Annotated in this window: 24 protein-coding genes; 17 read left to right on the top strand and 7 right to left on the bottom strand. The window is 49.3% G+C overall.

What is annotated here, in order from left to right; genetic code table 11:
- Positions 1-55 precede the first annotated feature (55 nt).
- From EJP77_RS08305 to EJP77_RS08295, 3 genes are all read right to left on the bottom strand, one after another.
- The gene (locus tag EJP77_RS08305; protein WP_127198914.1) at positions 56-2,386 is read right to left on the bottom strand and encodes an ABC transporter permease; all 2,331 of its coding nucleotides are present in this window, start codon (positions 2,384-2,386) and stop codon (positions 56-58) included.
- A gap of 2 nt (positions 2,387-2,388) precedes the next feature.
- On the bottom strand, positions 2,389-3,093 hold the full coding sequence (locus EJP77_RS08300) for an ABC transporter ATP-binding protein (RefSeq protein WP_127198744.1): 705 nt from the start codon (positions 3,091-3,093) through the stop codon (positions 2,389-2,391).
- A 297-nt stretch (positions 3,094-3,390) separates the two neighbouring features.
- On the bottom strand, positions 3,391-3,978 hold the full coding sequence (locus EJP77_RS08295; protein WP_127198743.1) for a TetR/AcrR family transcriptional regulator: 588 nt from the start codon (positions 3,976-3,978) through the stop codon (positions 3,391-3,393).
- Between the two features lie 202 nt (positions 3,979-4,180).
- Here EJP77_RS08295 and EJP77_RS08290 point away from each other — a divergent pair, with 202 nt between their 5' ends.
- The 5 genes from EJP77_RS08290 to EJP77_RS08270 all read left to right on the top strand — a co-directional run bounded on the left by EJP77_RS08290 (position 4,181) and on the right by EJP77_RS08270 (position 7,424).
- Positions 4,181-5,047, top strand: a complete 867-nt coding sequence (locus EJP77_RS08290) for an SDR family oxidoreductase (RefSeq protein WP_127198742.1) — start codon at positions 4,181-4,183, stop codon at positions 5,045-5,047.
- A 117-nt stretch (positions 5,048-5,164) separates the two neighbouring features.
- Positions 5,165-5,905 (top strand): hypothetical protein, encoded by a 741-nt coding sequence (locus EJP77_RS08285; RefSeq protein ID WP_127198741.1) that lies wholly within the window; start codon positions 5,165-5,167, stop codon positions 5,903-5,905.
- A 2-nt stretch (positions 5,906-5,907) separates the two neighbouring features.
- Positions 5,908-6,285 (top strand): GntR family transcriptional regulator, encoded by a 378-nt coding sequence (locus EJP77_RS08280; RefSeq protein ID WP_127198740.1) that lies wholly within the window; start codon positions 5,908-5,910, stop codon positions 6,283-6,285.
- 10 nt (positions 6,286-6,295) lie between these two features.
- The gene (locus EJP77_RS08275) at positions 6,296-6,976 is read left to right on the top strand and encodes an ATP-binding cassette domain-containing protein (protein WP_127198913.1); all 681 of its coding nucleotides are present in this window, start codon (positions 6,296-6,298) and stop codon (positions 6,974-6,976) included.
- A gap of 19 nt (positions 6,977-6,995) precedes the next feature.
- Positions 6,996-7,424, top strand: a complete 429-nt coding sequence (locus EJP77_RS08270) for a hypothetical protein (protein WP_127198739.1) — start codon at positions 6,996-6,998, stop codon at positions 7,422-7,424.
- A 179-nt stretch (positions 7,425-7,603) separates the two neighbouring features.
- Here the strand turns inward: EJP77_RS08270 and EJP77_RS08265 are convergent, their stop codons facing one another.
- Both EJP77_RS08265 and EJP77_RS08260 read right to left on the bottom strand, forming a co-directional pair.
- Positions 7,604-8,383 carry an SDR family NAD(P)-dependent oxidoreductase gene (locus EJP77_RS08265; protein WP_127198738.1) on the bottom strand — a complete coding sequence of 260 codons (780 nt, stop codon included), beginning with the start codon at positions 8,381-8,383 and terminating at the stop codon, positions 7,604-7,606.
- A 90-nt stretch (positions 8,384-8,473) separates the two neighbouring features.
- Entirely contained in the window at positions 8,474-8,821 is a 348-nt protein-coding gene (locus EJP77_RS08260; RefSeq protein WP_127198737.1) for an ArsR/SmtB family transcription factor, read from the bottom strand.
- Between the two features lie 227 nt (positions 8,822-9,048).
- On the opposite strand from EJP77_RS08260, the gene EJP77_RS08255 reads away from it, so the two are divergent.
- The 6 genes from EJP77_RS08255 to EJP77_RS08230 all read left to right on the top strand — a co-directional run bounded on the left by EJP77_RS08255 (position 9,049) and on the right by EJP77_RS08230 (position 13,007).
- Positions 9,049-10,284: an FAD-dependent oxidoreductase gene (locus EJP77_RS08255; RefSeq protein ID WP_127198736.1), complete on the top strand. Its 1,236-nt coding sequence runs from the start codon at positions 9,049-9,051 to the stop codon at positions 10,282-10,284.
- A 107-nt stretch (positions 10,285-10,391) separates the two neighbouring features.
- Complete coding sequence (locus tag EJP77_RS08250; protein WP_127198735.1) at positions 10,392-11,045, top strand: TetR/AcrR family transcriptional regulator C-terminal domain-containing protein; 654 nt, start codon at positions 10,392-10,394, stop codon at positions 11,043-11,045.
- Between the two features lie 187 nt (positions 11,046-11,232).
- Positions 11,233-11,478, top strand: a complete 246-nt coding sequence (locus EJP77_RS08245; protein WP_127198734.1) for a hypothetical protein — start codon at positions 11,233-11,235, stop codon at positions 11,476-11,478.
- Positions 11,479-11,640: 162 nt separating this feature from the next.
- Positions 11,641-12,087 (top strand): hypothetical protein, encoded by a 447-nt coding sequence (locus EJP77_RS08240; RefSeq protein ID WP_127198733.1) that lies wholly within the window; start codon positions 11,641-11,643, stop codon positions 12,085-12,087.
- Position 12,088: 1 nt separating this feature from the next.
- Positions 12,089-12,316, top strand: a complete 228-nt coding sequence (locus EJP77_RS08235; protein ID WP_127198732.1) for a helix-turn-helix transcriptional regulator — start codon at positions 12,089-12,091, stop codon at positions 12,314-12,316.
- Between the two features lie 4 nt (positions 12,317-12,320).
- The gene (locus tag EJP77_RS08230) at positions 12,321-13,007 is read left to right on the top strand and encodes a DUF4386 domain-containing protein (RefSeq protein WP_127198731.1); all 687 of its coding nucleotides are present in this window, start codon (positions 12,321-12,323) and stop codon (positions 13,005-13,007) included.
- Between the two features lie 35 nt (positions 13,008-13,042).
- Here the strand turns inward: EJP77_RS08230 and EJP77_RS08225 are convergent, their stop codons facing one another.
- Positions 13,043-13,543: a MerR family transcriptional regulator gene (locus tag EJP77_RS08225; RefSeq protein WP_127198730.1), complete on the bottom strand. Its 501-nt coding sequence runs from the start codon at positions 13,541-13,543 to the stop codon at positions 13,043-13,045.
- A gap of 177 nt (positions 13,544-13,720) precedes the next feature.
- Between EJP77_RS08225 and EJP77_RS08220 the strand changes: the two genes are divergently transcribed.
- A complete protein-coding gene (locus tag EJP77_RS08220; protein WP_127198729.1) occupies positions 13,721-14,578 on the top strand; it encodes an SDR family NAD(P)-dependent oxidoreductase in 858 nt (285 codons plus the stop codon).
- A 151-nt stretch (positions 14,579-14,729) separates the two neighbouring features.
- Here EJP77_RS08220 and EJP77_RS08215 read toward each other — a convergent pair whose 3' ends face one another.
- Positions 14,730-16,082 (bottom strand): MATE family efflux transporter, encoded by a 1,353-nt coding sequence (locus EJP77_RS08215; protein WP_127198728.1) that lies wholly within the window; start codon positions 16,080-16,082, stop codon positions 14,730-14,732.
- A 360-nt stretch (positions 16,083-16,442) separates the two neighbouring features.
- Between EJP77_RS08215 and EJP77_RS08210 the strand changes: the two genes are divergently transcribed.
- From EJP77_RS08210 to EJP77_RS08190, 5 genes are all read left to right on the top strand, one after another.
- A complete protein-coding gene (locus EJP77_RS08210; RefSeq protein WP_127198727.1) occupies positions 16,443-17,123 on the top strand; it encodes a TetR/AcrR family transcriptional regulator in 681 nt (226 codons plus the stop codon).
- Entirely contained in the window at positions 17,124-18,005 is an 882-nt protein-coding gene (locus EJP77_RS08205; protein ID WP_127198726.1) for a helix-turn-helix transcriptional regulator, read from the top strand.
- Between the two features lie 332 nt (positions 18,006-18,337).
- Complete coding sequence (locus EJP77_RS08200) at positions 18,338-20,026, top strand: alpha-amylase family glycosyl hydrolase (RefSeq protein WP_127198725.1); 1,689 nt, start codon at positions 18,338-18,340, stop codon at positions 20,024-20,026.
- Entirely contained in the window at positions 20,010-20,771 is a 762-nt protein-coding gene (locus tag EJP77_RS08195) for an SDR family NAD(P)-dependent oxidoreductase (protein ID WP_127198724.1), read from the top strand. The genes EJP77_RS08200 and EJP77_RS08195 overlap by 17 nt, the downstream gene beginning before the upstream one ends.
- Positions 20,772-21,002: 231 nt before the next feature.
- Complete coding sequence (locus EJP77_RS08190) at positions 21,003-22,271, top strand: Glu/Leu/Phe/Val family dehydrogenase (protein WP_127198912.1); 1,269 nt, start codon at positions 21,003-21,005, stop codon at positions 22,269-22,271.
- Positions 22,272-22,284: the final 13 nt, after the last annotated feature.

The raw sequence follows: 22,284 nt of genomic DNA, 5'->3' as shown, positions 1-22,284 counted from the left end.
CAGCCTTACGCTCTGGAATGGAGTCGGAGTGCTGTCTATTGCTGCTGCTGTTCTGTTATTCCACACTCTTGAGGGATTCAATCATCTTGATACGGGTGACCTTCTTACGAAGCATGAGATTACATACCAAGGTCAGAAAGTAAGAGAGAAGCAGGCCGGTCAGCATAACAGGCAGGCTCAGCTTATCCGGAATCTGCTGGTGGGTACTGGACAACGCCTGCACAATCAGGGCGAACAAGTATCCGCTGAGCGGCAGTGCGATCACGACTGCAAAAGTCGTAAGCAGGATGTTTTCAAAGAAGATCAGCCGGTTGATTCGCCCCTTCTGATAGCCCAGCACCTTCAAGGTGGCCAGCTCCCGGCTCCGCTCGTAGATGTTAATGGACGAGATGGTATAGATTGCACCAAAGGAGAGGATGACTGCGCAGATGATGAACATAATGAAGACGAACATGTTCTGCTGCAAAATATAGGCCGCATCCTTCTCCAAATCGTTCTTGTCTGAGATCGTATCGACGTGGGGGTCCTGCTCGAAGAAGTGGCGAGCCGAGTCCAGTTCCGCAGGGCCGTTCGCCGCGACCAGAATGGAAGTCGGTGAATAGTCGATGCCAAAGCGCTTGAGATAGGCCGGCGTACAGTAGAACGACGGATTGGAGAGCTGGGTGGAAAGGTGCTGCACTTTCATCTCGGCAGTTCTGTTTTTCCACTCCGGGGAAGTGAACTTGATCTGAATGGTGTCGCCTACCGCAATATGATAGTGGTCAGCGTAGGATTTAGGGACAACGATGCCCTGATCACCGAGTGTGATAGGTTTATTATTCTCATCGAAGAAATGAATGAGCGTGTTCCCTTTGTCCGTGACGACCAGCTTCGCGTTCTCCGATTCGTTATTCTTTAGGATTGCGACCGGGAAGGTCGACAGGTCATAGCTTGCTTGGAGCCCGGGAGGGAGATGGATCCCATTGCCCGATGTTCCCGCCTTGTAGTCGATGCGCAGATCGTATGTATACACATCCTTCACCTGGTTCGCTACCTTCATCAGGGACGATTCTGTTCCGAAGGCGGTGATGAGCAGCACCGTACTGACAATTACGCCGACAGAGCTTGCGAACGCTTTGGTCTTGTTGAGAGAGATGTTGCGCAGGATCAGCTTATAGCGGTAGGGAATCATGGGCCACAGCCCCGGAATGCGCTCGATCAGCAGCTTCTTCATCGTCTTTGGCAGCTTCGGCCGCATGGCCTCGGCGGCATGCTCCTTAAGAATGCTCCGGCTGCTGAAGTAGCAGGATAAGGCTCCGAACGCACTAGAGAGCAGGATCGGTGGAAGGAGCGAGAACAGTGAGAGGGTGAACGTGATGCCTGGCAGCGAATAAGCTCTCGCGTTCGAGGTCGTCACCATCGGGATGAAGACGAAATTGGCGATGGCGCAGCCCACAATGGAACCGGCGATGCTGATGAGCACCGGGTAGCCCATATAGTGCAGGAAGATGGAGCGGTTCTTCACGCCCATTGCTTTCATTACCCCGACTTGGCTGCGCTGTGAGTCGATCATTCTCGACATGGACAGGAACAGAATGAGCGCTTCGATGAAGAAGAGGACGAACGGAATGACCCTGCTCATCAGATTGTTGTTGTAGATCGTTTCTGTAATTTGCGAGTAATTGTAGGATCGCTCTTTGCTTATCTGATCGACATACGATAGCTGGTTTTGTCTGGAAAGCTGTTCAATGGAGCTGCTTAATTGGTCGATGTTGGCCCCGTCCTTCGCATCAATCAGGATCTCGTTATAGATCATGCTGCCGGCGATCTCGGGTATGGACGATTCGGCTATGTACGCGAAGCCGCTGCTTTTATGGTCTTGGGTGTCGTTTAACTTGGTATGCTCTACATCCTCGCCGAGACCGCTGATCAGGAACGTCATGGGTTTGTCGTTTGCGGTCATTTGTACCGAATCCCCGACGCGGTATTGGTGTTCGGCGGCATAGTGGGAATCGAGCAGGATTTCATTCTTGCCGGTTGGAAGCTTGCCTCCCAGCAGGGTCGGTGTATTGATGGCATTGTAGGCTGGAATCGAGTGGAGTTTAATGGAGGCTTTATAATCTTGAAAGGCTTGTATTGCATCAAAGGAATAGCGGATTTCCGCTTGCTGGATACCGTCAATTCGGCTTAATTCGGTCACGTCCTGTCCGGCAATCTGGTTGTAATAGACGTTCAGATCGCTCAGGTTATGGTCTTGGAAATAGGCCTTCGTATACGAATTCAGATTGCTGCTGTAGGTAACCAGACCCGCGTAGAAGAACGCGCCAACAGCAATCACGAGAACGAAGGCGATAAACTGCCCAATGGATTGCCGGATATCCCGAAGCAGCTTGATGAATAGTTTCATGATTACCATTCAATCCCTTCTACGCTTTCTTTGGTCTCGTTAATCGTAATGCTCTCAATTGCCCCGCTTTTCACCTTGATGATCTTGTCCGCCATCGGCGCGATGGCCGTGTTGTGGGTGACGAGCACAATGCATTTTCGCGTATCCCGGTTCAAATCCTGCAGCAGCTTCAAGACAGATTTCCCTGTGTTATAATCCAGTGCGCCAGTTGGTTCGTCACAGAGCAGAAGCAGCGGATTCTTGGCGACGGCCCGGGCAATGGCGACGCGCTGCTGCTCGCCTCCGGAGAGCTGTGAGGGGAAGTTGCGAATTCGGTCTTTCAATCCGACTTTGAGTAAAGTCTCCTCCGCATTCAGATGGTTGCGGCATACTTCGGCGGCAAACTCCACATTCTCAAGTGCGTTCAAGTTCGGAATCAAGTTGTAAAATTGAAATACGAACCCAATGTTCTCCGCACGATATTGCGTTAATTTCCTTTCGCTGAACCGGGTAATCTCCTGCCCCCCGACCCACACCTCTCCGGTTGAGGCGGTATCCATGCCGCCCAGAATGTTCAGAATCGTGCTTTTGCCGGCGCCGCTGGCACCGAGGATAACGACGAATTCCCCTTCTTCTATGGTAAAATCCACTCCATTCAGGGCGTTGATCGGTACTTCTCCGATCTTATAAGCCTTTGTTACGTTCTTGAACTCGATCAATGTCTTCATGATTCTAAGCTCCTTCGGGTTGATTTTGTACCTTGTTATGTGGCTGCTTTATGTACAAGTCACAACTCTAGTTGATGAACAAGTTGATTATACGGAAGGGAATAAATGGCAACAACCAACCCCAGCCGTACGCGCAGGCTGGACCATAGTCGGGGTTTGTTCTGGCATTTGGACATACCAAGAACCTCCTCAGAAGCAAGCTGAGGAGGTGGTTATTCTTAAAATTTCTTTATGAGCTTATGGGCGAATGATTGCGGCGTTGTTATGGGAGGAGCTTTCTACTCGCTTCTTCATCGGTTATGTCGGTTCAAGATAAGGTGCCAAATTTAGCATCACAACCGCTAACACGTTCTTGATTAATGTGTCGGTCTTTTCTTGATGAGGGTCCCGGCTGCACTGCACAGCTGAACCGAAAATACCCCAGCTGATGACGTTGGCCGTTGCTTCCACGCTCTCTTGTGAAATACCTTCAACATCGGCCTCACATAGCCAATGAAGCAGGAGCTGGTAAAGCTTTTTCTGCATAGCAGTTTCAAACAGCGGCTCAAACTGTCTGTCACCCAAAGTGATGTACTGCCGAAACCGGAAGAGAAAATCAAATAGGGTCTGGACAAGGATCCGCAGATTGTCCGAAGTGAGCTTGGCGTCGACCGGTAGCCTTTTATGTATGATCGATTCGAATTTCTCTGTCATCCAATACTCAAGAAAGGCAAATTTATCTTCGAAATGAGCATAGAAAGTGGCCCGGTTTACCGTCGCACGAGCGGCAATATCATGTACGGAGATCGAATAGATATTTTTCTTTTCTTCGAGAAGATCATAGAAGGCCTCTGTTAATAATTGACGGGTTCTCCTTACACGCGGATCATTAGCGTTTACCGGCATGGTATACCCCGCTTTCTCATGGGATCAAAAACAGTCAAAACAGCAAAAAGGTTAGGAAAGCAACATTCGTGTTCTTTTGTTGGTTGTTCGTGGGGCGCAAGCCTTTTATCCTGATCTTATCCCACTTATCGTTACACAAAAACTGGATATTAAGCAACTCTATGTAATCTTCAGTTAAACAAGGGAAAGGGTGATTGGTAAAATGATTATCGTTACTGGAGCCAATGGAAAATTAGGCCGGGCAGTCGTAGAGCAGCTGCTTGAGCGCGTGCCTGCTGGGGAGATTGGTGTGAGTGTTCGCGATGTGGTTAAGGCGCAGAATCTGCAGAACTTGGGAGTTCGTGTGCGGCAGGGTAATTTCGAAGATAGCGAAGGTCTTCTCCATGCTTTTGAGGGAGCATCCCAAGTGCTCATCGTATCTTCAGGCACCCTCGGAGAGGCGGGCATTCGTCATCACCGGACGGCGATCGATACGGCAAAGAAAGCCGGTGCCGGGCAAATACTTTACACAAGCCACATGGGGGTCTCCCCGGTGTCGTACTTTCCACCTATGATCCATCATGCTGCTACAGAACAGCTGCTTGCCAATTCAGGAGCTGCGTTCACGTCGCTTCGCAACGGCTTTTACGCCGCATCAGCGTTTCCGTTATTTAGTGAGGCGATCCAGACAGGGGAACTGATCGCTCCGGAGGACGGCCCGATTGCTTGGACAACCCATGCTGATTTGGCAAAAGCTACTGCGGCAATTCTTATAGAACACAAATTCGAGGGCTCCACGCCTAATCTGACTGCCGCCGAAGCCATTCGTATGGATGATATTGCGTCTATGGCTTCGGAGCTGATCGGCCGCCCTATTCGCAGAGTAGTGGTGTCCGATGACGAATACCGGGATCGCCTCATATCTAAAGGCACGCCTAAAGCGGCTGTTAACATGCTGCTGGGTATATTCCGCGCAAGCCGGAACGGGGACTTCGCTCAGGCGAGCGGGACTCTCGCTGACCTCATTGGCCATGCCCCAACAAGTTTCAGAGAAGTCTTGAAGGAATCACTAGCTCATCAACAAAATTAACATATATAAAATCTCGCCACCAAATTAAATGTCTATTTACATGTAACGGTGAATTAGTGTACTATGTCATTAGTACACTAATTCTATTTTATTTCTGGTAAAAAGGGTGAGGCGGGTATGCGTCAATGGTCAGCTTTGTTTATGAAGGATTTTAAGTTAACAAGAGTCGTCTTTTTTATGGGGCTTGTGATGAATGGTTTGGTTGCGTTATTGACTTTAACCCTGGAAGGGGCTGCGAATGATTCATTGCTTCTATTCGTACCCTTTGCGATTGCCGCTGGCATTCATGTGGCCTACGTTCCCGGTATGGTCTTGATCAGTTTGAAATCGGAGGGCAGCTATATGTCGGTATGGCTGCACAATCCCCAAGCAGCATTTAAATTGTTGCTCAGCAAAATGGTGAACGGCCTGATCATGCTGGTGGTGTCATTAGCTTGGTTATATGCGTTGGCCAGACTGGTGATTACGCCCAGGCTCAGCCTAATTGAGCCGTCCTGGACGGATGCCTGGAGTGTAGGATGGTTCATTTTCCCCCATATTATTTGGATATCGGCTGGACTTAGCGTCTTAGTAATGTTCCTTTGGGCCTTGCATCAATACCTCAAGCTAAGAATAGGGCGGTGGAGCTGGGCCGTGATTGCCGGCATTCTCATCTTGTCCGGATGGATATATGCCCTGCTCACAACTTCCAAACTGTATGGATTCGTGACAGAATGGGGGGGCATGACCTACAAGTTCGGGGTGATCTTGCCGGATACGTTGCAGACCTATACAGGAGGGTACGTATTCGACTTCATCATGATTGTAGGCTTGTTCATACTAACCGCGTGGCTCGTGGACAACAAAGTTGAGGGATAACGATGGATGAATTTAATGCTTCCAAACCAATTTATTTGCAATTGGCGGATCGCATACACCGGCAGATTGTTAGCGGCGAATTGAAAGCGGGCGAGAAGCTTCCGTCAATTCGCGATATGGGAATCAAATACAGCATGAATCCCAATACCGTACAGCGCGCTTACAGCGAATTGGAGCGTGGAGGGATCCTCGAGGCGAGAAGAGGCCAAGGGACTTTCGTGTCGGAGCAGCGGGATCGTCTGGCTCAGCAGCGAGTTAAGTTAAAGCAGGAACAAATAGCGGAATTTGTTCACGTCATGCAGGAAATGGGATACAGCGCAGCAGAGATTCTAGCCGGGGTAGAGCAATATTTGAACAGCGCTCAGAAAGGGGATAAGTGACGTGATTCAGATGACGAACGTGACCAAGGAATACGCGAAAAATACCGCAATTAAAGATATCTCTTTGACCGTGCCAACAGGGAGAATCATTGGCATTGTAGGCGGGAACGGCAGCGGGAAGTCAACCCTATTGAAATTAATTGCTGGTCTGGCGCAGCCTACGAGTGGGAGTGTGACCGTGAACGGAGAGAAAGCGAACCGAAGAACCGGACAATTCGCTGCCTACTCCTCGGAGTCAGGAATCTATTATCCGATATTCACGGTACGCGAAGCTATACGTTTTCAAGCATCTCAATTCCCGGACTTTAACCTCGCGAAGGCAGATGAGATCATGAAGTTAATGCAGCTCGATCCTCATATGAAAATCAAGGCGCTCTCGAAGGGAAATCGGGGCCGGCTGCAGATCATGCTTACCTTGGCCAGAGAGGCACCTTACATTTTACTGGATGAGCCCTTGTCCGGGCTTGATCCCATGGTGCGTGATGCGATCGTCAAAGGAATGATCTCCTATGTTGACTTGTCAACTCAAACGTTAATCATGACAAGCCATGAGGTTACGGAGATCGAAACTTTAATAGACGGGTTCATTGCGCTTAAAGACGGATCATTACACAGAATGGCCGATGTGGAGGAATTACATGAAGTCGAGGGCCTGCGTATCGCGGATTGGATGAAGAAGACTTATGACTAGAGGAGGGGAAATTGTAAATATGAAAGAGCATATCGGAAATGGATCGGCTGGTGAGGTCTCGCTGCTGCGTCTTTATTTGCTCAGAGGGCTGTATCTCCTTGTTGCTGTGGGACTCGGTATCCAAGTATGGCCTGAAATCATCAACCGGTCAGGATCGTGGGAGCTGATGGAAGGAGTCGTGCAGTGCATGCTGCTCGCCTTCTGGGCGTTATGTGTCCTCGGACTACGGTATCCACTGCAGATGCTGCCTGTGCTTCTATGGGAAGTGACATGGAAGTCGGTCTGGCTGATTCTCGTAGCGCTTCCGCTTTGGGCATCGGGTCAGATGGACGATGTAACGATGGAGACCGTGGCAGCAAGCTTGTTGGTTGTGATCTTTCCCTTCATCATCCCTTGGCGATTCGTATTTGCACACTATGTAAGGAAGCGCGGGGAGCGGTGGGCTTGAAGGTGGTCAGCTTAATCATAATCTCGGATCTGGGCATCTTTAATGATCTGGATATCTTATTGTGCGCAAAATGAACGTGGGATAAAGGCCAGCCGAGAAGGCTGGCCTTACTTGCCGAGTTTTAGAGCAATGCAAGGCCTCTCGGGCCCGAACGGAGGAGATATCACCGTGCTGTCATGTTACAGCTTCTGCTCCAGTACACTTCGCGTAACACGAGTGACAAACTTTCTTGGAAAGAAGCGCGGCACCTGGGTGAGTATCCAGTTCTGGAAGCCGGGGACAACGAACGTTCTTTTGCCCATCAACGCTTTGTATCCAACTTCGGCAACGGCTTGCGGGCTCATAAGACCTTTCGGGTTGGCAACGCTCTGCCCATCCATCTTGGAGGTGCGGAAGAATTCAGTCCCGGTAGGCCCGGGGCATAATGCCGTGGCGGTGACCCCCGTCCCTTGCAGCTCATTCGCAACGGATTCGGTGAATGAGAGGACGAATGCCTTGGAAGCGGAATAGTTGGCACTGAGCGGACAAGGATAGAACGAGGTGGTCGAGCCTACGTTCAGAATGTGTCCACTTCCGCGCTGCACCATGGCTGGAAGAAACAGCATCATAAGATGGGAGAGCGAATGGACGTTAAGCTGCAGCATCTCAAGTTCGGAGCTTACGTCCATTTCATGGAGCAGCCCGAAGGAGCCGATCCCTGCATTGTTGATGAGAACATCGATCTGGATGCCTAATTCCTGCAGGCGCTCGTGTAGGAGGACGGGACCCGAACTCTGCGCCAGGTCAACGGGAATGGTAATCGTAGAGACACCATAGCTGATCTCCAGCTGCCGTGCAATAAGGTCAAGCTTCTCTTCATTACGGGATGCTAGAATAATGCGATAATTGTTCTTGGCGAACAATTCGGCGAATGCCTTGCCAATGCCGCTGGACGCGCCTGTAATCAGGACAGTTTTCATGTGGATAGCCTCCTAAATTATAAAATCTATCTAAAGACCAAATAATTAAATGTCTAATTATTTGGTTATTTAGCGTGAGAAGAAAGGGCCTTACTCGGCCCCATCCGTCTTCATCTCGATGATCCGATCCGTCGTTGCAAGGAAATCCTTGAGCAGCTGTACGGGTCCCTCGATATCAAGGCTGTAATAAATCTCGGTGGCTATTTTGGTAGAAGTGACAAGCTTGGCTTGTCTTAATATCTTTAGATGATGGGAGATGGCGGACCTGGACATCGGTGATCGTTCAACGATCTGAGCGACGTTGAGCGAATCGTGCTTCGTTAGCATCATAATGATATCCTGCCGGATAGGATCGGCCAAGGCAAGGAAGACGGGACTGCATTCCCTCAGCTGCTGATGGACGAGTGTCTCTAGTTGTGTTGAATTGTGGGCCTCCATGGGTACATCGTCTCCAGTCACTATCAGCTAAATAACTAATTATTTGGTTGTTTAATCATAATCTTGAACTGCGGCAGATGTCAAGGGAACACGGAGTCATCTTTATTTCAGAATGAGCAGTTCATGCCTCCAAATAGGGTTAATCCTGCCGGATTGACAACGAACATACCACAAGATAATATAACACTGTAAGGTAAATCTAACTTAGTTAGAGGGAGCTGAAAAATATGACCAACTCATTATCCGTAGCTATTATTGGCGGCGGTCTTGGCGGCCTTGCCTTGGCGCAGAGCTTGAAGAAGAATCAGATTGACTTTCATGTGTATGAGCGTGAGCAAGCGGACCATTTTACTCAGACGGGATATCGAATCAAAATTAACAAGAACGGAACAAGCGCACTACGTTTTTGTCTTCCTGAGCATCTGTATGAGCTTCATATAGCAACATCTGTGTTAAGCCCGGCACATCCTGATTTCATAGATGCCATTTCTCTGGAGGTGGTTAAACCCAGAACGTCCACTCCAGGTGTGCCGGTTGAAAGTGGACCTTCGGTGAACCGGTTTACGTTTAGAGAGGTGCTTCTTGGCGAATTAGGCGATAGAGTCAGCTTCGGATATCGTTTTACTCATTATGAGACACTGCAAGACGGGCGTCTGAGAGCATGGTTCGATAACGGACAACATGTGGATGCGGATGTCCTGGTGGGTGCCGATGGAGGGGCCTCCAAGGTTCGCCGTCAGTATAAGCCGGGCGTAGAGGTGTTTGATACAGGGGCAAGGGTAATCTTCACCAAGGTATTCCTGGATGACAAGATCCGGAAGGAATTGAATCTGATTACCGGACTCGGCATGAAAGGCGTAAGAAGATCACAAGGAGATGCGCCTGTAACCCTCCTCCTTGAGGATATGATCTTCAATCCGCATATTGAGAAGTTACCGGAATCCATGTCCCTGGACGTGACAATATCACCTCAACAGGATTATTTGTATGCTGTATTCGCGGGTTCACCTGAATGGTTCGGTATTGCTGATGAACAGCTTTTCAAAATGGATGGTTCTGCGCTGCTGTCCCTTGCTCATAATAGAACCAGGCATTGGCATCCGCAGATTAGACGAATGCTGGAGTTAGCTGATCCAGAGAAGACGGCAGCCTATCATCTTCGTAACGTACTGCCTTATAAGCCCTGGAAGGAGACAACCTCCCTGGTGCTATTAGGAGATGCATTACATCCGATGACGCCTGTGGGGGTTGGCGGTAATGCAGCACTTCTCGATGCTTGTGAGCTATCGAAAGAACTGATCACCGTTAAGAACGGGGAGAAGCAGCTGCTGGCAGCCCTACGGGACTATGAGGTGAATGCGATTGAAAGGGGCATGAGGGATGTACGGCTCTCCTCACAAGGGGGAGCAAGCATGTTCAACCAGAAGCCGTTGCCGGAAGAGGATATGGTTATAGAAGATTAACTTTGAATGCTGTCCCTTTTTTGGATATCAAGCTAATTCCTGACCAGGCTCCAAACCAAATAGGATATAATACGTCTTATAAGGAACTTGGAATTGGAGATGGAAAAGTGCATACACCCAATCGCAGACCCCACATAAGTGAAGAGAAGATTACTAACGCGTCTTGGAAGCTTCTTGAAGACCAAGGAATCGGGAATTTTACGATGAGAAACTTGGCCAAGGAGTTGAATGTCCAGGCTCCGACGATTTACTGGTATTTCAAGAACAAACAGTCGCTTTTTCAGACGCTTGCGAATTTGGTCTCCAGAGAGATTATACAGGACCTTCCTGACCACGGAGACTGGAGAGAAAGGTTGAAATTAAGCGCCACGGTGATTCGGACGAAGCTACAGCAATTCCCTTGCTCCGGTCAGCTTCTGATGAAGACAAGGCCTGAGGCTGATTATTTGCAATTATTTGAGTCTCTATTGAAAATTATAGAACCCGCTCCTCTGACAGATGAACAGAAATTCTCCTACACCTCCCACTTGTTCAACTTTGTTATTAATTACGTGATGGATGAATACGAGCAGCGTATGTTAGCAATGACATCAGACGAGGAGAATAACGGGGACAGCAATCTGGATTTAGCTCAATTTGAACTGCTGCACCGGATGCATGAGGCCGATTTGTTTAAGTTGATTGGATCGGATGAGCTGTTCTATTCCGGTGTCGATCTATTGCTTGATGGAATCGAGAAGCGAGTGATGGCTAATGACTAAGGTGAACACCAACCGGTTCAATGGCTAAAGTGATGAAAAGGGAAGGGCCTAGCGAAGTGATATTATCCCCTTCTTGGTGATGAACTCCATATATGTGGCAATCAGCATGGGATTACTCATAATCGCTTATATAACGAGAAAACGGTTAGCAAATGAAGCTTAACGGTAGGAGAGGACGGGTAAAAGGATGAAATCAAAATCATTCGACAGTGCTATGAAGAAGATTGTACTCCTTGGCATTTGTATAGGTGTTGTCTTGTTCATCTTGACGCAGACCGTGTTCGAGGTGCCGATTGTGGTCGGAACAACCACTTATAAAGGGTTGACGGCTTCACTTTTTCTGTTGATCGGTTCACCGATCGCAGTTATCTTAATTGGATTTATCAGTACGCTTTTTACCTATAAATCTAATGGAGATTCGTATCACAAGTGACGGAAGGTTTTAGGGGAAATTCTTAAAAGTCTAGTTTTTGCTTTAGCCGATACACGACCTATTCAGGTTGTGATCGGCTTTTTTGTATAACATAGTTGACTTAATGTATAGTTTAGTATACATTATGTTTAAAATACTTTACTTTTAAAGGCGGTAATGTCCATGACCTATCAGGAAAAGAAAAGCATCGTCTCCTTAATCAGTTCGATTCTCATTTTTGTACTGTACTGCTTGTACAGGTACCCGCTGTACCCAGGTGGGGCGCCGGACTCAAAGGAAATGCTTCATTACTGGGGCTCCTTCGTCCTTGTATTGACGCTCGTATCCATCGCAGCGCACATCGTAATCAGCATTATCTTTAACATCATCTTCCGAATAACGACAGGGGAGAAGGAACCTGCATTCGCAGATGAGCTGGATAAACGGATTGACCTGCTGGCCTTCCGAAATTCATTCGTTGTCTTCGTCATCGGTTTTATTCTGGCTATGGGATCTCTGGTTATCGACCGGCCCTTGGAGGTTATGTTCGTCATCCTCATCGCCTCCGGCTTTCTCTCGGACGTAATCGGCTCTGTATCGAGAATGTATCACTACAAGAGAGGAGTTTAAGATGGGTAAAGTTCTTGTTGGCAATCACATCCGGAAATTGCGATTCAATCATAATGAAATGACCCAACAGCAGCTGGCCGACAAGGTGGGGGTTACCAGACAGACGATCGTGGCTCTCGAAAAGGGAAATTACTCCCCGTCACTGGAGCTGGCCTTTCGGATTGCGCACGCTTTTAACTTGCCGCTTGAAGAGGTTTTCTTTTACGGACAAAATTCAGAGGAGGAATGAGAGGATGGATTTCAAGACGAAGACAGCATCAAGAATCGCAGGGGTACTGTTCATTATTGCTGCGGTTACAGCTATAGTAGGGGTGATTCTGTATAAACCGCTTCTGAACGATGCGGATTATCTAACTCAAGGCCCTGCGCATGCGGGTCAGGTGGTGCTGGGAGCGGTAATGGAGCTGCTTCTTGTCGTGTCAGCGGTAGGGACGGCCACCGTCATGTTCCCACTCCTGAAGACGTATAACCGGACGATAGCGATATGGCACGTGTGCTTCCGGTTTATGGAGGCCGTTGTCATTACGGTCGGGGTCATCAGCGTATTGTCCCTGCTTACCTTAAGCCAGGAGTATGTAGCTGCGGGTGCACCGGATACCGCCATGTATCATGTGTCAGGCAGCCTGCTAAAAGCAGTTCATGACTGGACTTTCCTGCTCGGGCCCAACTTCTTCCTGGGAATTAATACGATGATGTACAGCTATATCTTTTATAAGTCCGGACTTGTACCTAGGTTCATTCCCATGGTGGGCATAACAGGGTCAGTCCTCATTATGCTGGCTGCCTTGCTGGAAATGTTCGGGGTCATTGGTCAGCTGTCTACATGGGGAGGAATCTTGGCGGTTCCCGTCTTTGCCAATGAAATGATTCTGGCCGTGTGGCTCATCGCGAAAGGCTTCCGGCTACCTGCTGCCAAGTAACTGTCAGCGCATTGCCGAAACTTTCTTATAATCTCTCAGAAAGCTGGGGACTTGCCCGCCTTGGCGGATACGGGAAAATAGCCCATTTCAGCCGGGGAGACAGACTTTGACTTCGGTTCCCGGGGCTTGTTCTCGCCCATACCGGCTTGACTCCCATTCGGGCAGTCCTGCCGGTATTTGCCTTCCGCAAGCTTTATGTCGATGAAGTCGACAACCTGCTGCAGCGACGCGATTTGGCTGACAATATGTTCCCGGTGGCTCTTTATGCGATCCACCAGCTCGGGGTATTCTCCAGGGTCGCTGTTCGCGGAGACAGCCAAAAAAGGCCTTATTTCCTCCAGCGGCATACCGGTTTTCTTCAGACATGAGATCAGCCGGATCGTATCGATGTCCTTCATCCGGTAGAGGCGGTGCCCGTTATCCTGCCGGTCTGCCCGGGGGAGCAGCGCGATCTTCTCGTAGTATCGGATCGTATCCACGGATATTCCGGCTTGTTCGGCGGTCTGCTTGATCGTAAAAGTCATCTCTGCGTTCATTCTGTTCCCTCCCGAAGTTCACTTATTGGAAGCATTATACATCTTGGAGTCGACTCCAGGTCAAGTCTCTCATCATCCCTGGGACAAATCTGAACATTTCGTGCATTGACTTGGAGTCGACTCCAAGTTATAGAATGTGCGCTATGAAGGACAATGTGACTTGGGAGGCGACGTGAAATGAACATGGACCCACAGGGGAGTATTGCAATGATTACAGGTGCAAGCGCCGGGATCGGGCTGGAACTAACCCGGCGGCTGCTATCTGAGGGCTGGCAGGTGGCTGCCTTGATCCGTTCAGATTTTCCGGCGGATGATAGGAAGATTCAAGAGGCGGTTAAGAATGGAATGCTTCGTATTTATAAGTCAGCGGATCTCGCTGATTATGACAGCCTGAGACTTGCTCTGAAGGAGATTAAAGGCAAGGAGCCGCGGATCGATATCTTGTTCAACAACGCTGGCGGGAGTCTTCCGGGACTCAGCTATTCAAAGCAAGGGCGCGAGAAGCATTACGAGCTGATGACAGTCGTTCCGTATATTATTCTGATGGAAATGAAGGAGCTCCTAAGGAATGGCCACTTAAAGACGGTGATCAACACCTCATCCTCGGCGTTTAATTTTACGAAGGAGCTTAGTATTGAAAGTCTGGAGCAGCCAGCAGCTTTCCGCAAGCTGATAGGTCCCTACGCAAGCTCCAAGCTCGCGCTTTCGCTGTGGTCTCAGGCCCTCGCCCCAGAGCTTGCCAGGGAGGGCATCAAGATCCGTAGTGTGGACCCGGGCGGCAACAATACGCTAAGGAAAGGGAAGGAGTCCGGCCTGCCCATAGGGGTTAGACTGCTCATGAAGCTGTTCTTCTCTCCACCCACCAAAGGTGCGAGCCGGCTGTATGAGGGAGCTTTCGGTGAACACCGCAATGAGACGGGGGTATTCTTGATGAAGGATCAGGTTACAGGATTAAAGTTCACCCATCAGGCGGACACCATTCTGGGCAGGATTAGTGAGATTTATAACTCCGAGTTCCTTGTCGAGCGCGTCTAAGGCCATGAACAATTTATGTAAAATCTGAGTGACGTACTGAATCAACAATCGAGATCCGTGTTAGCTTGCAGCAATGCACTAGTCCCCTCTGCCGTTCTGGCTGGAGGGGCTAGTTCTTCTGCGGGCATTTTTCTTTTCTGCTGATCCTATTCTAATGCACCAAACTCTCTAAATCGGGCTGCAGCTTGGTCCGCAGAGCATACAGCATGATAGCCCCAACAAGGAACGCGGCGGCATCCGCAATGACGAGGGACCAGACCACGCCATGGAAGCCGTTCATGCGATTGGCGAAATAGAGTACCGGAATCAGAGTAATTCCTTGAATGACTGACATGACGAACGCTGCCGTTCCCTGCGCAGTGGCTTGGAAGATCCCTGTGAACAACGTGGTCATTCCTGTAATGAACAAGGACAAGAACGTCACATGCAAAATATAGCTGCCCATTTGGATTAATTGCGGGTCGTTCGTAAATAGGCCAATCAAGTGGTCCGAGATCAGATAGACCATGACGCCGAACAGGACGGCCAATGCGACAATGACTTTGATCGTAAATCCGATGGTATGCTTCATGCGTAATTTATTAGCTGTAAAAGAGAAGGCAATGAGCGGCACGACCCCCTCGCATAACCCCATCAGAATGAACTCAGGAAATTGCAGCAGACGTGATGAAATTCCGTAAGCCGCTACGGCTGGATCCCCATATTCAACTAGATAATGATTAAAGATCAGCGACATCGCACCGAGGAAGATACTCATAATAAAGACAGGAACCCCAATTTTGATTACATTGCTCAGAATGTCTCGGGTAGCCTTGAACCACTGGACGGAGACCGTTAAGAATTGGCTCTTATACCCCATGTGGAAGGCGTAGAATGCACTCGCCGCGAGGTTAGAAATGACTGTAGCCGACGCTACGCCGATCACGCCCCAGTGGAACACGAAGATGACTAACGCATCGAGGATAATGTTCACGACAACACTGAGTATCATTCCGACCATCGAGGTGATGGCTGCGCCCTCCGAGCGCACGATATTCTCCAGCGTGAAGAAGAGTACGACGAAGGGTGAACCTATAAGCATAACTGTGACATAGTCTTTGGTGAAGCCGAAGGATTCAGGCGTCGACCCCAGGCCATGAACAATGGGATCGATTAACGGGAGGCCGACTGCGATTACGATAAGACCGAGAATTAGACTGCTGTAAAAAGCGAAGGAAGATACGTGCTTCACATCCTCATACTTCTTCTCTCCTAGCAGGCGAGAGATGAAGGTGCCGCTGCCAATGCCAACCAGGTTGCCCAGTGCCATAATGGCGGCAAATAGCGGCAGGGTTAGCGCGAGTGCGGTGAGCATGGCCGTATTGTGAAGAGTGCCAAGGAAATAGGCGTTCAAGATGGAATAGATGACACTCATTGACGTGCCCAGCATCATCGGTACAGCGAAGTGAGCTACGGCTTTGGCGATGGGAGCTTTCTCAAAGTAATGGAGGTTTTCTGCATCCATGGGGATCACCACTTTCTGTTAATTTGACTCACTGTCTAACACTGTTAGTTTGAGCCTTACAGTGTTAGATGATATCATGAAGCTATGAACCTGTAAAGCACAAACTTACACTGTTAGATAAGTTTGATTTAAGGTTTACATATAGGCAAGAGTGTGAAATGATTCCGGAGAAGCGGAGCGTTCGCCTGAAAGCTTTCTGAAAGAAAGCTACATCGGAAGCATACGCTTTGTGATTAGACTTCTACCTTAGAAAATGAATAAAGAAGTCTGAGAACAACAGCGATCGTAGGAACATTTCACACGGCAGCCTAGCACGTAAATCATTAGTTCAACTTATATAGTTAAAGGGCGGATATAACGATGAAGAAACAGCAGCCTCAGATCTCTGAGGATAAAATATTGGAAACCTCATGGATACTTCTGGGAGAGGATGGTATTGAGAAATTCAGTATGAGGCGATTGGCCGACCGGCTGGGGATTCAGGCGCCCTCTTTGTACTGGTACTTCAAGAGCAAGCAGAATATTTACCAGCGCCTGGCTAATCAAGTGTCATCCATCATTCTGGAAGAGTTCGAATCCGAAGGGGACTGGAAAGAGCAGCTTTCGGAGCTTGCGGTCACAGTGCGGGGTGTGCTCAGCCGGTATCCCTGCTCCACGCAGCTCATGATGATGACGCTGCCCCACGAACCGGACATCATCCGGTTCACCAACCGCATGCTGCTCTGTGTGGAGTCGACACCGCTTGACCAGGAGCAGAAGATGCAAGTCGTTGTCACCCTGGTGAACTATGTCTACTACTTTGTGCTGGACGCTTATCAACATCAGCGTAATGTCACCGCTGTTCTCAAAGAGCAGAAGGAGCTTCCGGGCGACGAGATGACGCGCCTCCTGGACTCCATGAGTGAGTCGGACGCAGGACTGTTCCGGAGGATGTTCACGAACGGGCTGTTCGAGCTGATGGGGACCGATCGAGCTTTTGAGTTCGGATTGAAGCTGATTCTGCTCGGGACCCAGCAGGTGATCGAGGAGCAGATGAAGTAGATGGAGCTAATTGAAGAGCCGATTCTATATAACGATCCGCTGCTTCGTATACTCGTGCGCAGCTTTCACAGTGCGGCGATATGCCAGCACGGATGGCATGTCCATCCAGAGTTAGAGATCATCGCTGTACGTTCTGGCAGAATGGAGATCCACACGCCAGCTGAAGTTTACCATTTGCGGGCGGGGGATGTACTCATTCTCGGTTCCCGCGAGCCCCATCTCGATCTCAGAAGACCAGGTGAAGTGGTTGATTATGTGGTCATTCAATTCGAGCTGGACGCCTTCCTGGATTCCAACATGCTTCCGTTCCTTTATTTATTTCAGGAATCCTTGCTGCCTTTGACCAAGTTGAACTTGCTGTTCAGGGATAACCCCGAACTGCGTCAGCAGTTCTACAGTACCGTACTCGAGCTTCAGCAGGAACACGAACAGAAGCAGCGGGGCTATGAGATGGCCATTAACTATTTGGTGAAGAAATGCCTTTTTCTATTAACACGTCATGAGAATAGGGGCTTGTTAGAACACAATCGACCTGTTAACTATGCCAAGCTAAAATTGATTTTCGATTACGTAGAAGCCCATTTGTCCACTAAAATCACGGTGGAGCAGGCTTGTCTACTCGTGAATTTCAGTTATACCTATTTCCTTAAATATTTCAAACAGACCATGGGCATGACGTTCACGGACTATGTCATACACCGCAGAATCAAGTATGCCGAACGCCTGCTGCTGACCGAAGATCTCAGCATTGCCCAGATTGCTGAGCAGGTCGGATTGCCGAACTTATCCCATTTCTACAAGCTGTTCAGACGGGTTCATCATTGCTCCCCTAAGAGCTTTAAAGAGGCGATTATTGCCAGAGCTAACGTTACCGTTCTATAGGACTCAGTTAAAAATATGCCATGTAGGTAAGGCGTAACGGAGGGGAAGCTTGGAACTGTAGGAGCGAAAGCGATCGCCTTTGTCTCTGGATTTCATCCGCTCAGCGGTATAATTCAAGAAATGTGGAGACAACAGCGGCCGAAAGTCCAAGCATTCCCCGTAGTTACGACTGTACCCTCAAATGTGAACATTTTAAATGAGTCTTATATTAAGGTTAGGGATCGGATCAACACAACAGAATAGCATAATGATCGAGTGGTATTGGATATTGGAAGCCTGTCTCGTTGCAGATACGATAGTAAGGAATCCATGAATAAGAAGGAGGTCCTGCCATGCCGGACATATTTCCAACAAAGGGATCTAAGGGCGTGCGATTTGTTTACTATTCGGATATTCCAGTCGATCGGGTTGCTGTAGCAGGGACTTTTAACAATTGGAATGGCGATCGGAACTATATGAACCGTATGGAAGATGGGGCAGGTTGGGAGCTTGAACTGCCTATTTCGAAGGGAAGGCATCTCTATAAATTGGTGCTGAATGATACCGAGTGGATTGTAGACCCGCTCAATCCGAGCATATCGGAGGACGGACAGAATAATTCCTCGATGACGATAACGGAGAATGGGGATGTACTCATCCGCACCAATGAGATTTCGAGCAGTAGCCCGGGCTATATGTATGAGAACTTTACTGCTCTTCCAAGTCCCGAGTGGATTAAGAGGTCGGTCATTTACGAACTGCATCTCCGTGCGTTTACAGAAGGCGGATTCCGGGGATTGGCTGATAAGATAGACTACTTTAAAGATATGGGAATCAATACGCTGTGGTTGATGCCGTTTAACGAAGTGGGACATGAGCGCAGAATTGGCCAATACGGCGACCCCTATGCGGTCCAAGACTTCTATTCGATCGATCCGGAGTTTGGAACCAAAGAGGATCTGCTTTATTTTATGCGCACAGCTCACTCGAATGGGATTCGGGTCATTCTGGATTGGGTCTTGAACCGGACAAGCGTGGACCATATTCTGACGGAAAGTCATCCGGAGTATTTTACACATAATGAACAAGGTGAGATCTACTATGATGTGCCTCACCGTGAATATTTTGCGGGTCTGGATTTCAGCAGCCGGGGCATGAGGGATGATGTAACCCAGGCTATGAAATACTGGATTACCGAGTTTGATTTTGATGGAATCAGATTGGATGATTCGGACATTACCCCTTATGATTTCCTCACGGAGATCAAACTGGCCTTGCAGGAGGTCAAAGCCGATCTGATCCTGATCTCTCAGGCTTATGATGAATATCATCATCTTGAATCCTGTGATCTGACCTACAACGGGAATCCCCGCATTCTGATTCGTCAGATGATGGACAGAACAATCACCCAGGCAGATTTTATCGCGATATATGACTCTTACAAGTACAGCTTCCCCAAGCATTCCCTGAGGATGAATTGGCTGGAGGATAAAGAGCAGACCCGAATATCGGAGTACTTGGGTACGGAGTATGCAGGAGCTGCAGCTTCGATCTTATTAACGCTGGAAGGCGTCCCCCTCATTATGATGGGACAGGAGTTCAATGAGAACACAATGGCCACATGGACGTCCCTATTCGATGAATACAAACTGAACTGGGATTCATTCGATACCAGCCTGTTCGAGCACTATAAATTCCTGATCCAGCTTAGAACGAATCAGCCGGCATTCTGGGCGGGAACACTAGAGTTCGTACGCAGCTCGGCTACTGGAGTACTATCGTACATAAGGCAGCACAACGGCATTAAGTTCCTGATCATCGTAAATTTGTCCGCGGAACCTGTGCTCGTTCAGTTGGATACAGACTCCCCTGCAGGCGAATGGATAACAAATCCAAACAATCTGCTCTACCGTACGGGACGGAGCAGCCTTCACACCGAGAATCATCCTTCAGCATTATGGGCGGACAGCTATGAAACCATAATATTTAAAGTGAATGACTACACGAATGAAGGGAGCCTGCAGGATGTATCCACAATTTGATCTGACTGGCAAGATTGCGATGATCACAGGGGCTAGTAAAGGAATTGGGTTTGAGCTATCCAAGGCTATGGCTCACGCTGGCGCGAAGGTCGCTGTTGCAGCTAGGAACAAGGAGCAGCTAGAGCAGTTAGTATCCGAGATCCGGGCGGAGGGAGGCGAAGCGGCTGCTTTTACACTTGACGTTCGGAATGTGAAGGAGATTGACTCGGTCATCCATCAGGTGAAGATGCACTTTGGGAGATTAGATATTCTGGTTAACAATGCCGGACTCGGCGACAATCATCCAGCAGTCGAGGTTACCGAAGAAGATTGGGACAGCATGATGGATGTGAACCTCAAAGGGCTGTTCTTCTGCTGTCAATCGGCAGGGAAGATTATGCTTGCTCAGGGATACGGCAAAATCATCAATATGAGCTCACAGGCTAGTGTCGTGGGGATCGTAGATCACGCCGTATACTGCGCCTCCAAGGGCGGTGTGAATCAGTTGACGCGGGTTCTTGCTCTCGAGTGGTCCGCCGGGGGTGTGAATGTGAACGCAGTTGGCCCCACCTTCACCTACACGCCAGGAAATTCAGAGCGTCTGGATGATCCTGCTTACCTAGAAGGGGTGCTGGCGAGAATACCTAATCGGCGCTTGGCTGAGATTAGTGATGTTGCAGGTGCCGTTATCTATCTGGCTTCACCAGCAAGTGATATGGTAACGGGCACTACGCTCCTGGTTGACGGAGGTTGGACGGCGCAGTAAGAGATTTTTTCGCACGATCAAGGCACTGGATTTATCTAGCTGTACCAGATCAGAGACAATTAACTTAGTTTAAACCAGGTAAAGGCCGTCCCGCCGAGGAGGGTCTTTTATTTTTATATCAACAATTTTCCATAAAAGCCTTTTATATAACTAACATATGATGTAAGATGTAATTTGATCTTCTTTAAAGCGTTAAATCGCAAAAACAGATGGAGAAAGGGCTGAAGCTTGATGAGCACTAGAGAGAATGTAGGATTGGCACAAGAGACCTTAAACCCCTTTGAAATTGTACAAAAGCAGATTGATGAGGCGGCTGCTTATTTGCAGCTTCCGCAGCATGTTACCGATATTTTGAAGAAACCAAAGCGTGTGTTGGCTGTCAATTTCCCAGTCAAGATGGACGACGGCAGCGTGGTCGTCTTCGAAGGTTACCGTTCCCAGCACAACGATGCGATTGGTCCGGGAAAGGGCGGCATTCGCTTCCATCCTGACGTTACCCTGGACGAGGTCAAAGCCTTGTCGATGTGGATGTCCTTCAAATGCGGCGTTGTAGGTCTGCCTTACGGCGGCAAGGGCGGAGTAATCTGTGACCCGCGCAAGCTGAGCAAGGGAGAACTGGAACGTGTCAGCCGCGGATTCATGGAAGCTATAGCCGACTTCATCGGACCAGATAAAGATATTCCAGCACCGGATGTCTACACGACACCGGAGGTTATGGGCTGGATGATGGATACATACAGCCGCCTGAAGGGCGTCAATACGCCGGGCATTATCACGGGCAAGCCGCTCATTCTTGGCGGCTCCAAAGGCCGGAATGAAGCGACGGCACAAGGCTGCGTCTACACCGTGCTTGCCGCGCTCAAGGAGCTGGGCGTATCGCCGGAAGGTGCGACCGTTGCGGTGCAGGGCTTCGGCAACGCCGGGCGGATTGCGGCTAGACTGCTGGCCGAACAAGGCTGTAAGGTCGTTGCGGTCAGCGATTCGAGGGGCGGCTTGTACCAGGCGGAAGGTCTTGACTTGCAGAAGGTTTTTGCACTCAAAGACCAGGCCAAGTTGGCCGACTACGGCGAGAGATACGTGATTACGAACGAGGAGCTGTTGGAGCTAGAGGTCGATATCCTCATCCCTGCAGCGCTTGAGAATGTGATTACCGGTGCCAATGCGGCTAACATCAAGGCCCGGATCATCGCGGAAGCAGCTAACGGCCCGACCACACCGGATGCAGACCGGATTTTGCAGGAGAAGGGCGTGCTGGTCATTCCCGACATTCTGGCCAATGCAGGCGGTGTTACTGTATCGTACTTCGAATGGGTACAGAACCTGGCCAATTTCTACTGGACAGAGGAAGAGGTGCTGGAGCGCCTGTCGCAGCGGATGTATGCTTCCTATGATGCGGTTCGCGCCTTATCTCGTGAGCACGGAACTGATCTGCGGACCGCCGCCTTCATGATCTCCATCAAACGGATCGGTGAAGCGATGAGTGCCCGCGGCTGGATCTGATCCAGCACAGCAT

This window comes from Paenibacillus zeisoli, assembly GCF_003994465.1.
Classification (GTDB): domain Bacteria; phylum Bacillota; class Bacilli; order Paenibacillales; family Paenibacillaceae; genus Fontibacillus; species Fontibacillus zeisoli.
Note: the sequence above shows the minus strand (reverse complement) of the source record. Positions and strands in the feature narration are given on the sequence as shown.

Coding starts and splice junctions, on each gene's coding strand:
- EJP77_RS08305 (WP_127198914.1), bottom strand. CDS start 2,386: ATGAAACTATTCATCAAGCTGCTTCGGGATATCCGGCAATCCATTGGG.
- EJP77_RS08300 (WP_127198744.1), bottom strand. CDS start 3,093: ATGAAGACATTGATCGAGTTCAAGAACGTAACAAAGGCTTATAAGATC.
- EJP77_RS08295 (WP_127198743.1), bottom strand. CDS start 3,978: ATGCCGGTAAACGCTAATGATCCGCGTGTAAGGAGAACCCGTCAATTA.
- EJP77_RS08290 (WP_127198742.1), top strand. CDS start 4,181: ATGATTATCGTTACTGGAGCCAATGGAAAATTAGGCCGGGCAGTCGTA.
- EJP77_RS08285 (WP_127198741.1), top strand. CDS start 5,165: ATGCGTCAATGGTCAGCTTTGTTTATGAAGGATTTTAAGTTAACAAGA.
- EJP77_RS08280 (WP_127198740.1), top strand. CDS start 5,908: ATGGATGAATTTAATGCTTCCAAACCAATTTATTTGCAATTGGCGGAT.
- EJP77_RS08275 (WP_127198913.1), top strand. CDS start 6,296: ATGACGAACGTGACCAAGGAATACGCGAAAAATACCGCAATTAAAGAT.
- EJP77_RS08270 (WP_127198739.1), top strand. CDS start 6,996: ATGAAAGAGCATATCGGAAATGGATCGGCTGGTGAGGTCTCGCTGCTG.
- EJP77_RS08265 (WP_127198738.1), bottom strand. CDS start 8,383: ATGAAAACTGTCCTGATTACAGGCGCGTCCAGCGGCATTGGCAAGGCA.
- EJP77_RS08260 (WP_127198737.1), bottom strand. CDS start 8,821: ATGGAGGCCCACAATTCAACACAACTAGAGACACTCGTCCATCAGCAG.
- EJP77_RS08255 (WP_127198736.1), top strand. CDS start 9,049: ATGACCAACTCATTATCCGTAGCTATTATTGGCGGCGGTCTTGGCGGC.
- EJP77_RS08245 (WP_127198734.1), top strand. CDS start 11,233: ATGAAATCAAAATCATTCGACAGTGCTATGAAGAAGATTGTACTCCTT.
- EJP77_RS08240 (WP_127198733.1), top strand. CDS start 11,641: ATGACCTATCAGGAAAAGAAAAGCATCGTCTCCTTAATCAGTTCGATT.
- EJP77_RS08235 (WP_127198732.1), top strand. CDS start 12,089: ATGGGTAAAGTTCTTGTTGGCAATCACATCCGGAAATTGCGATTCAAT.
- EJP77_RS08230 (WP_127198731.1), top strand. CDS start 12,321: ATGGATTTCAAGACGAAGACAGCATCAAGAATCGCAGGGGTACTGTTC.
- EJP77_RS08225 (WP_127198730.1), bottom strand. CDS start 13,543: ATGAACGCAGAGATGACTTTTACGATCAAGCAGACCGCCGAACAAGCC.
- EJP77_RS08220 (WP_127198729.1), top strand. CDS start 13,721: ATGAACATGGACCCACAGGGGAGTATTGCAATGATTACAGGTGCAAGC.
- EJP77_RS08215 (WP_127198728.1), bottom strand. CDS start 16,082: ATGGATGCAGAAAACCTCCATTACTTTGAGAAAGCTCCCATCGCCAAA.
- EJP77_RS08210 (WP_127198727.1), top strand. CDS start 16,443: ATGAAGAAACAGCAGCCTCAGATCTCTGAGGATAAAATATTGGAAACC.
- EJP77_RS08205 (WP_127198726.1), top strand. CDS start 17,124: ATGGAGCTAATTGAAGAGCCGATTCTATATAACGATCCGCTGCTTCGT.
- EJP77_RS08200 (WP_127198725.1), top strand. CDS start 18,338: ATGCCGGACATATTTCCAACAAAGGGATCTAAGGGCGTGCGATTTGTT.
- EJP77_RS08195 (WP_127198724.1), top strand. CDS start 20,010: ATGTATCCACAATTTGATCTGACTGGCAAGATTGCGATGATCACAGGG.
- EJP77_RS08190 (WP_127198912.1), top strand. CDS start 21,003: ATGAGCACTAGAGAGAATGTAGGATTGGCACAAGAGACCTTAAACCCC.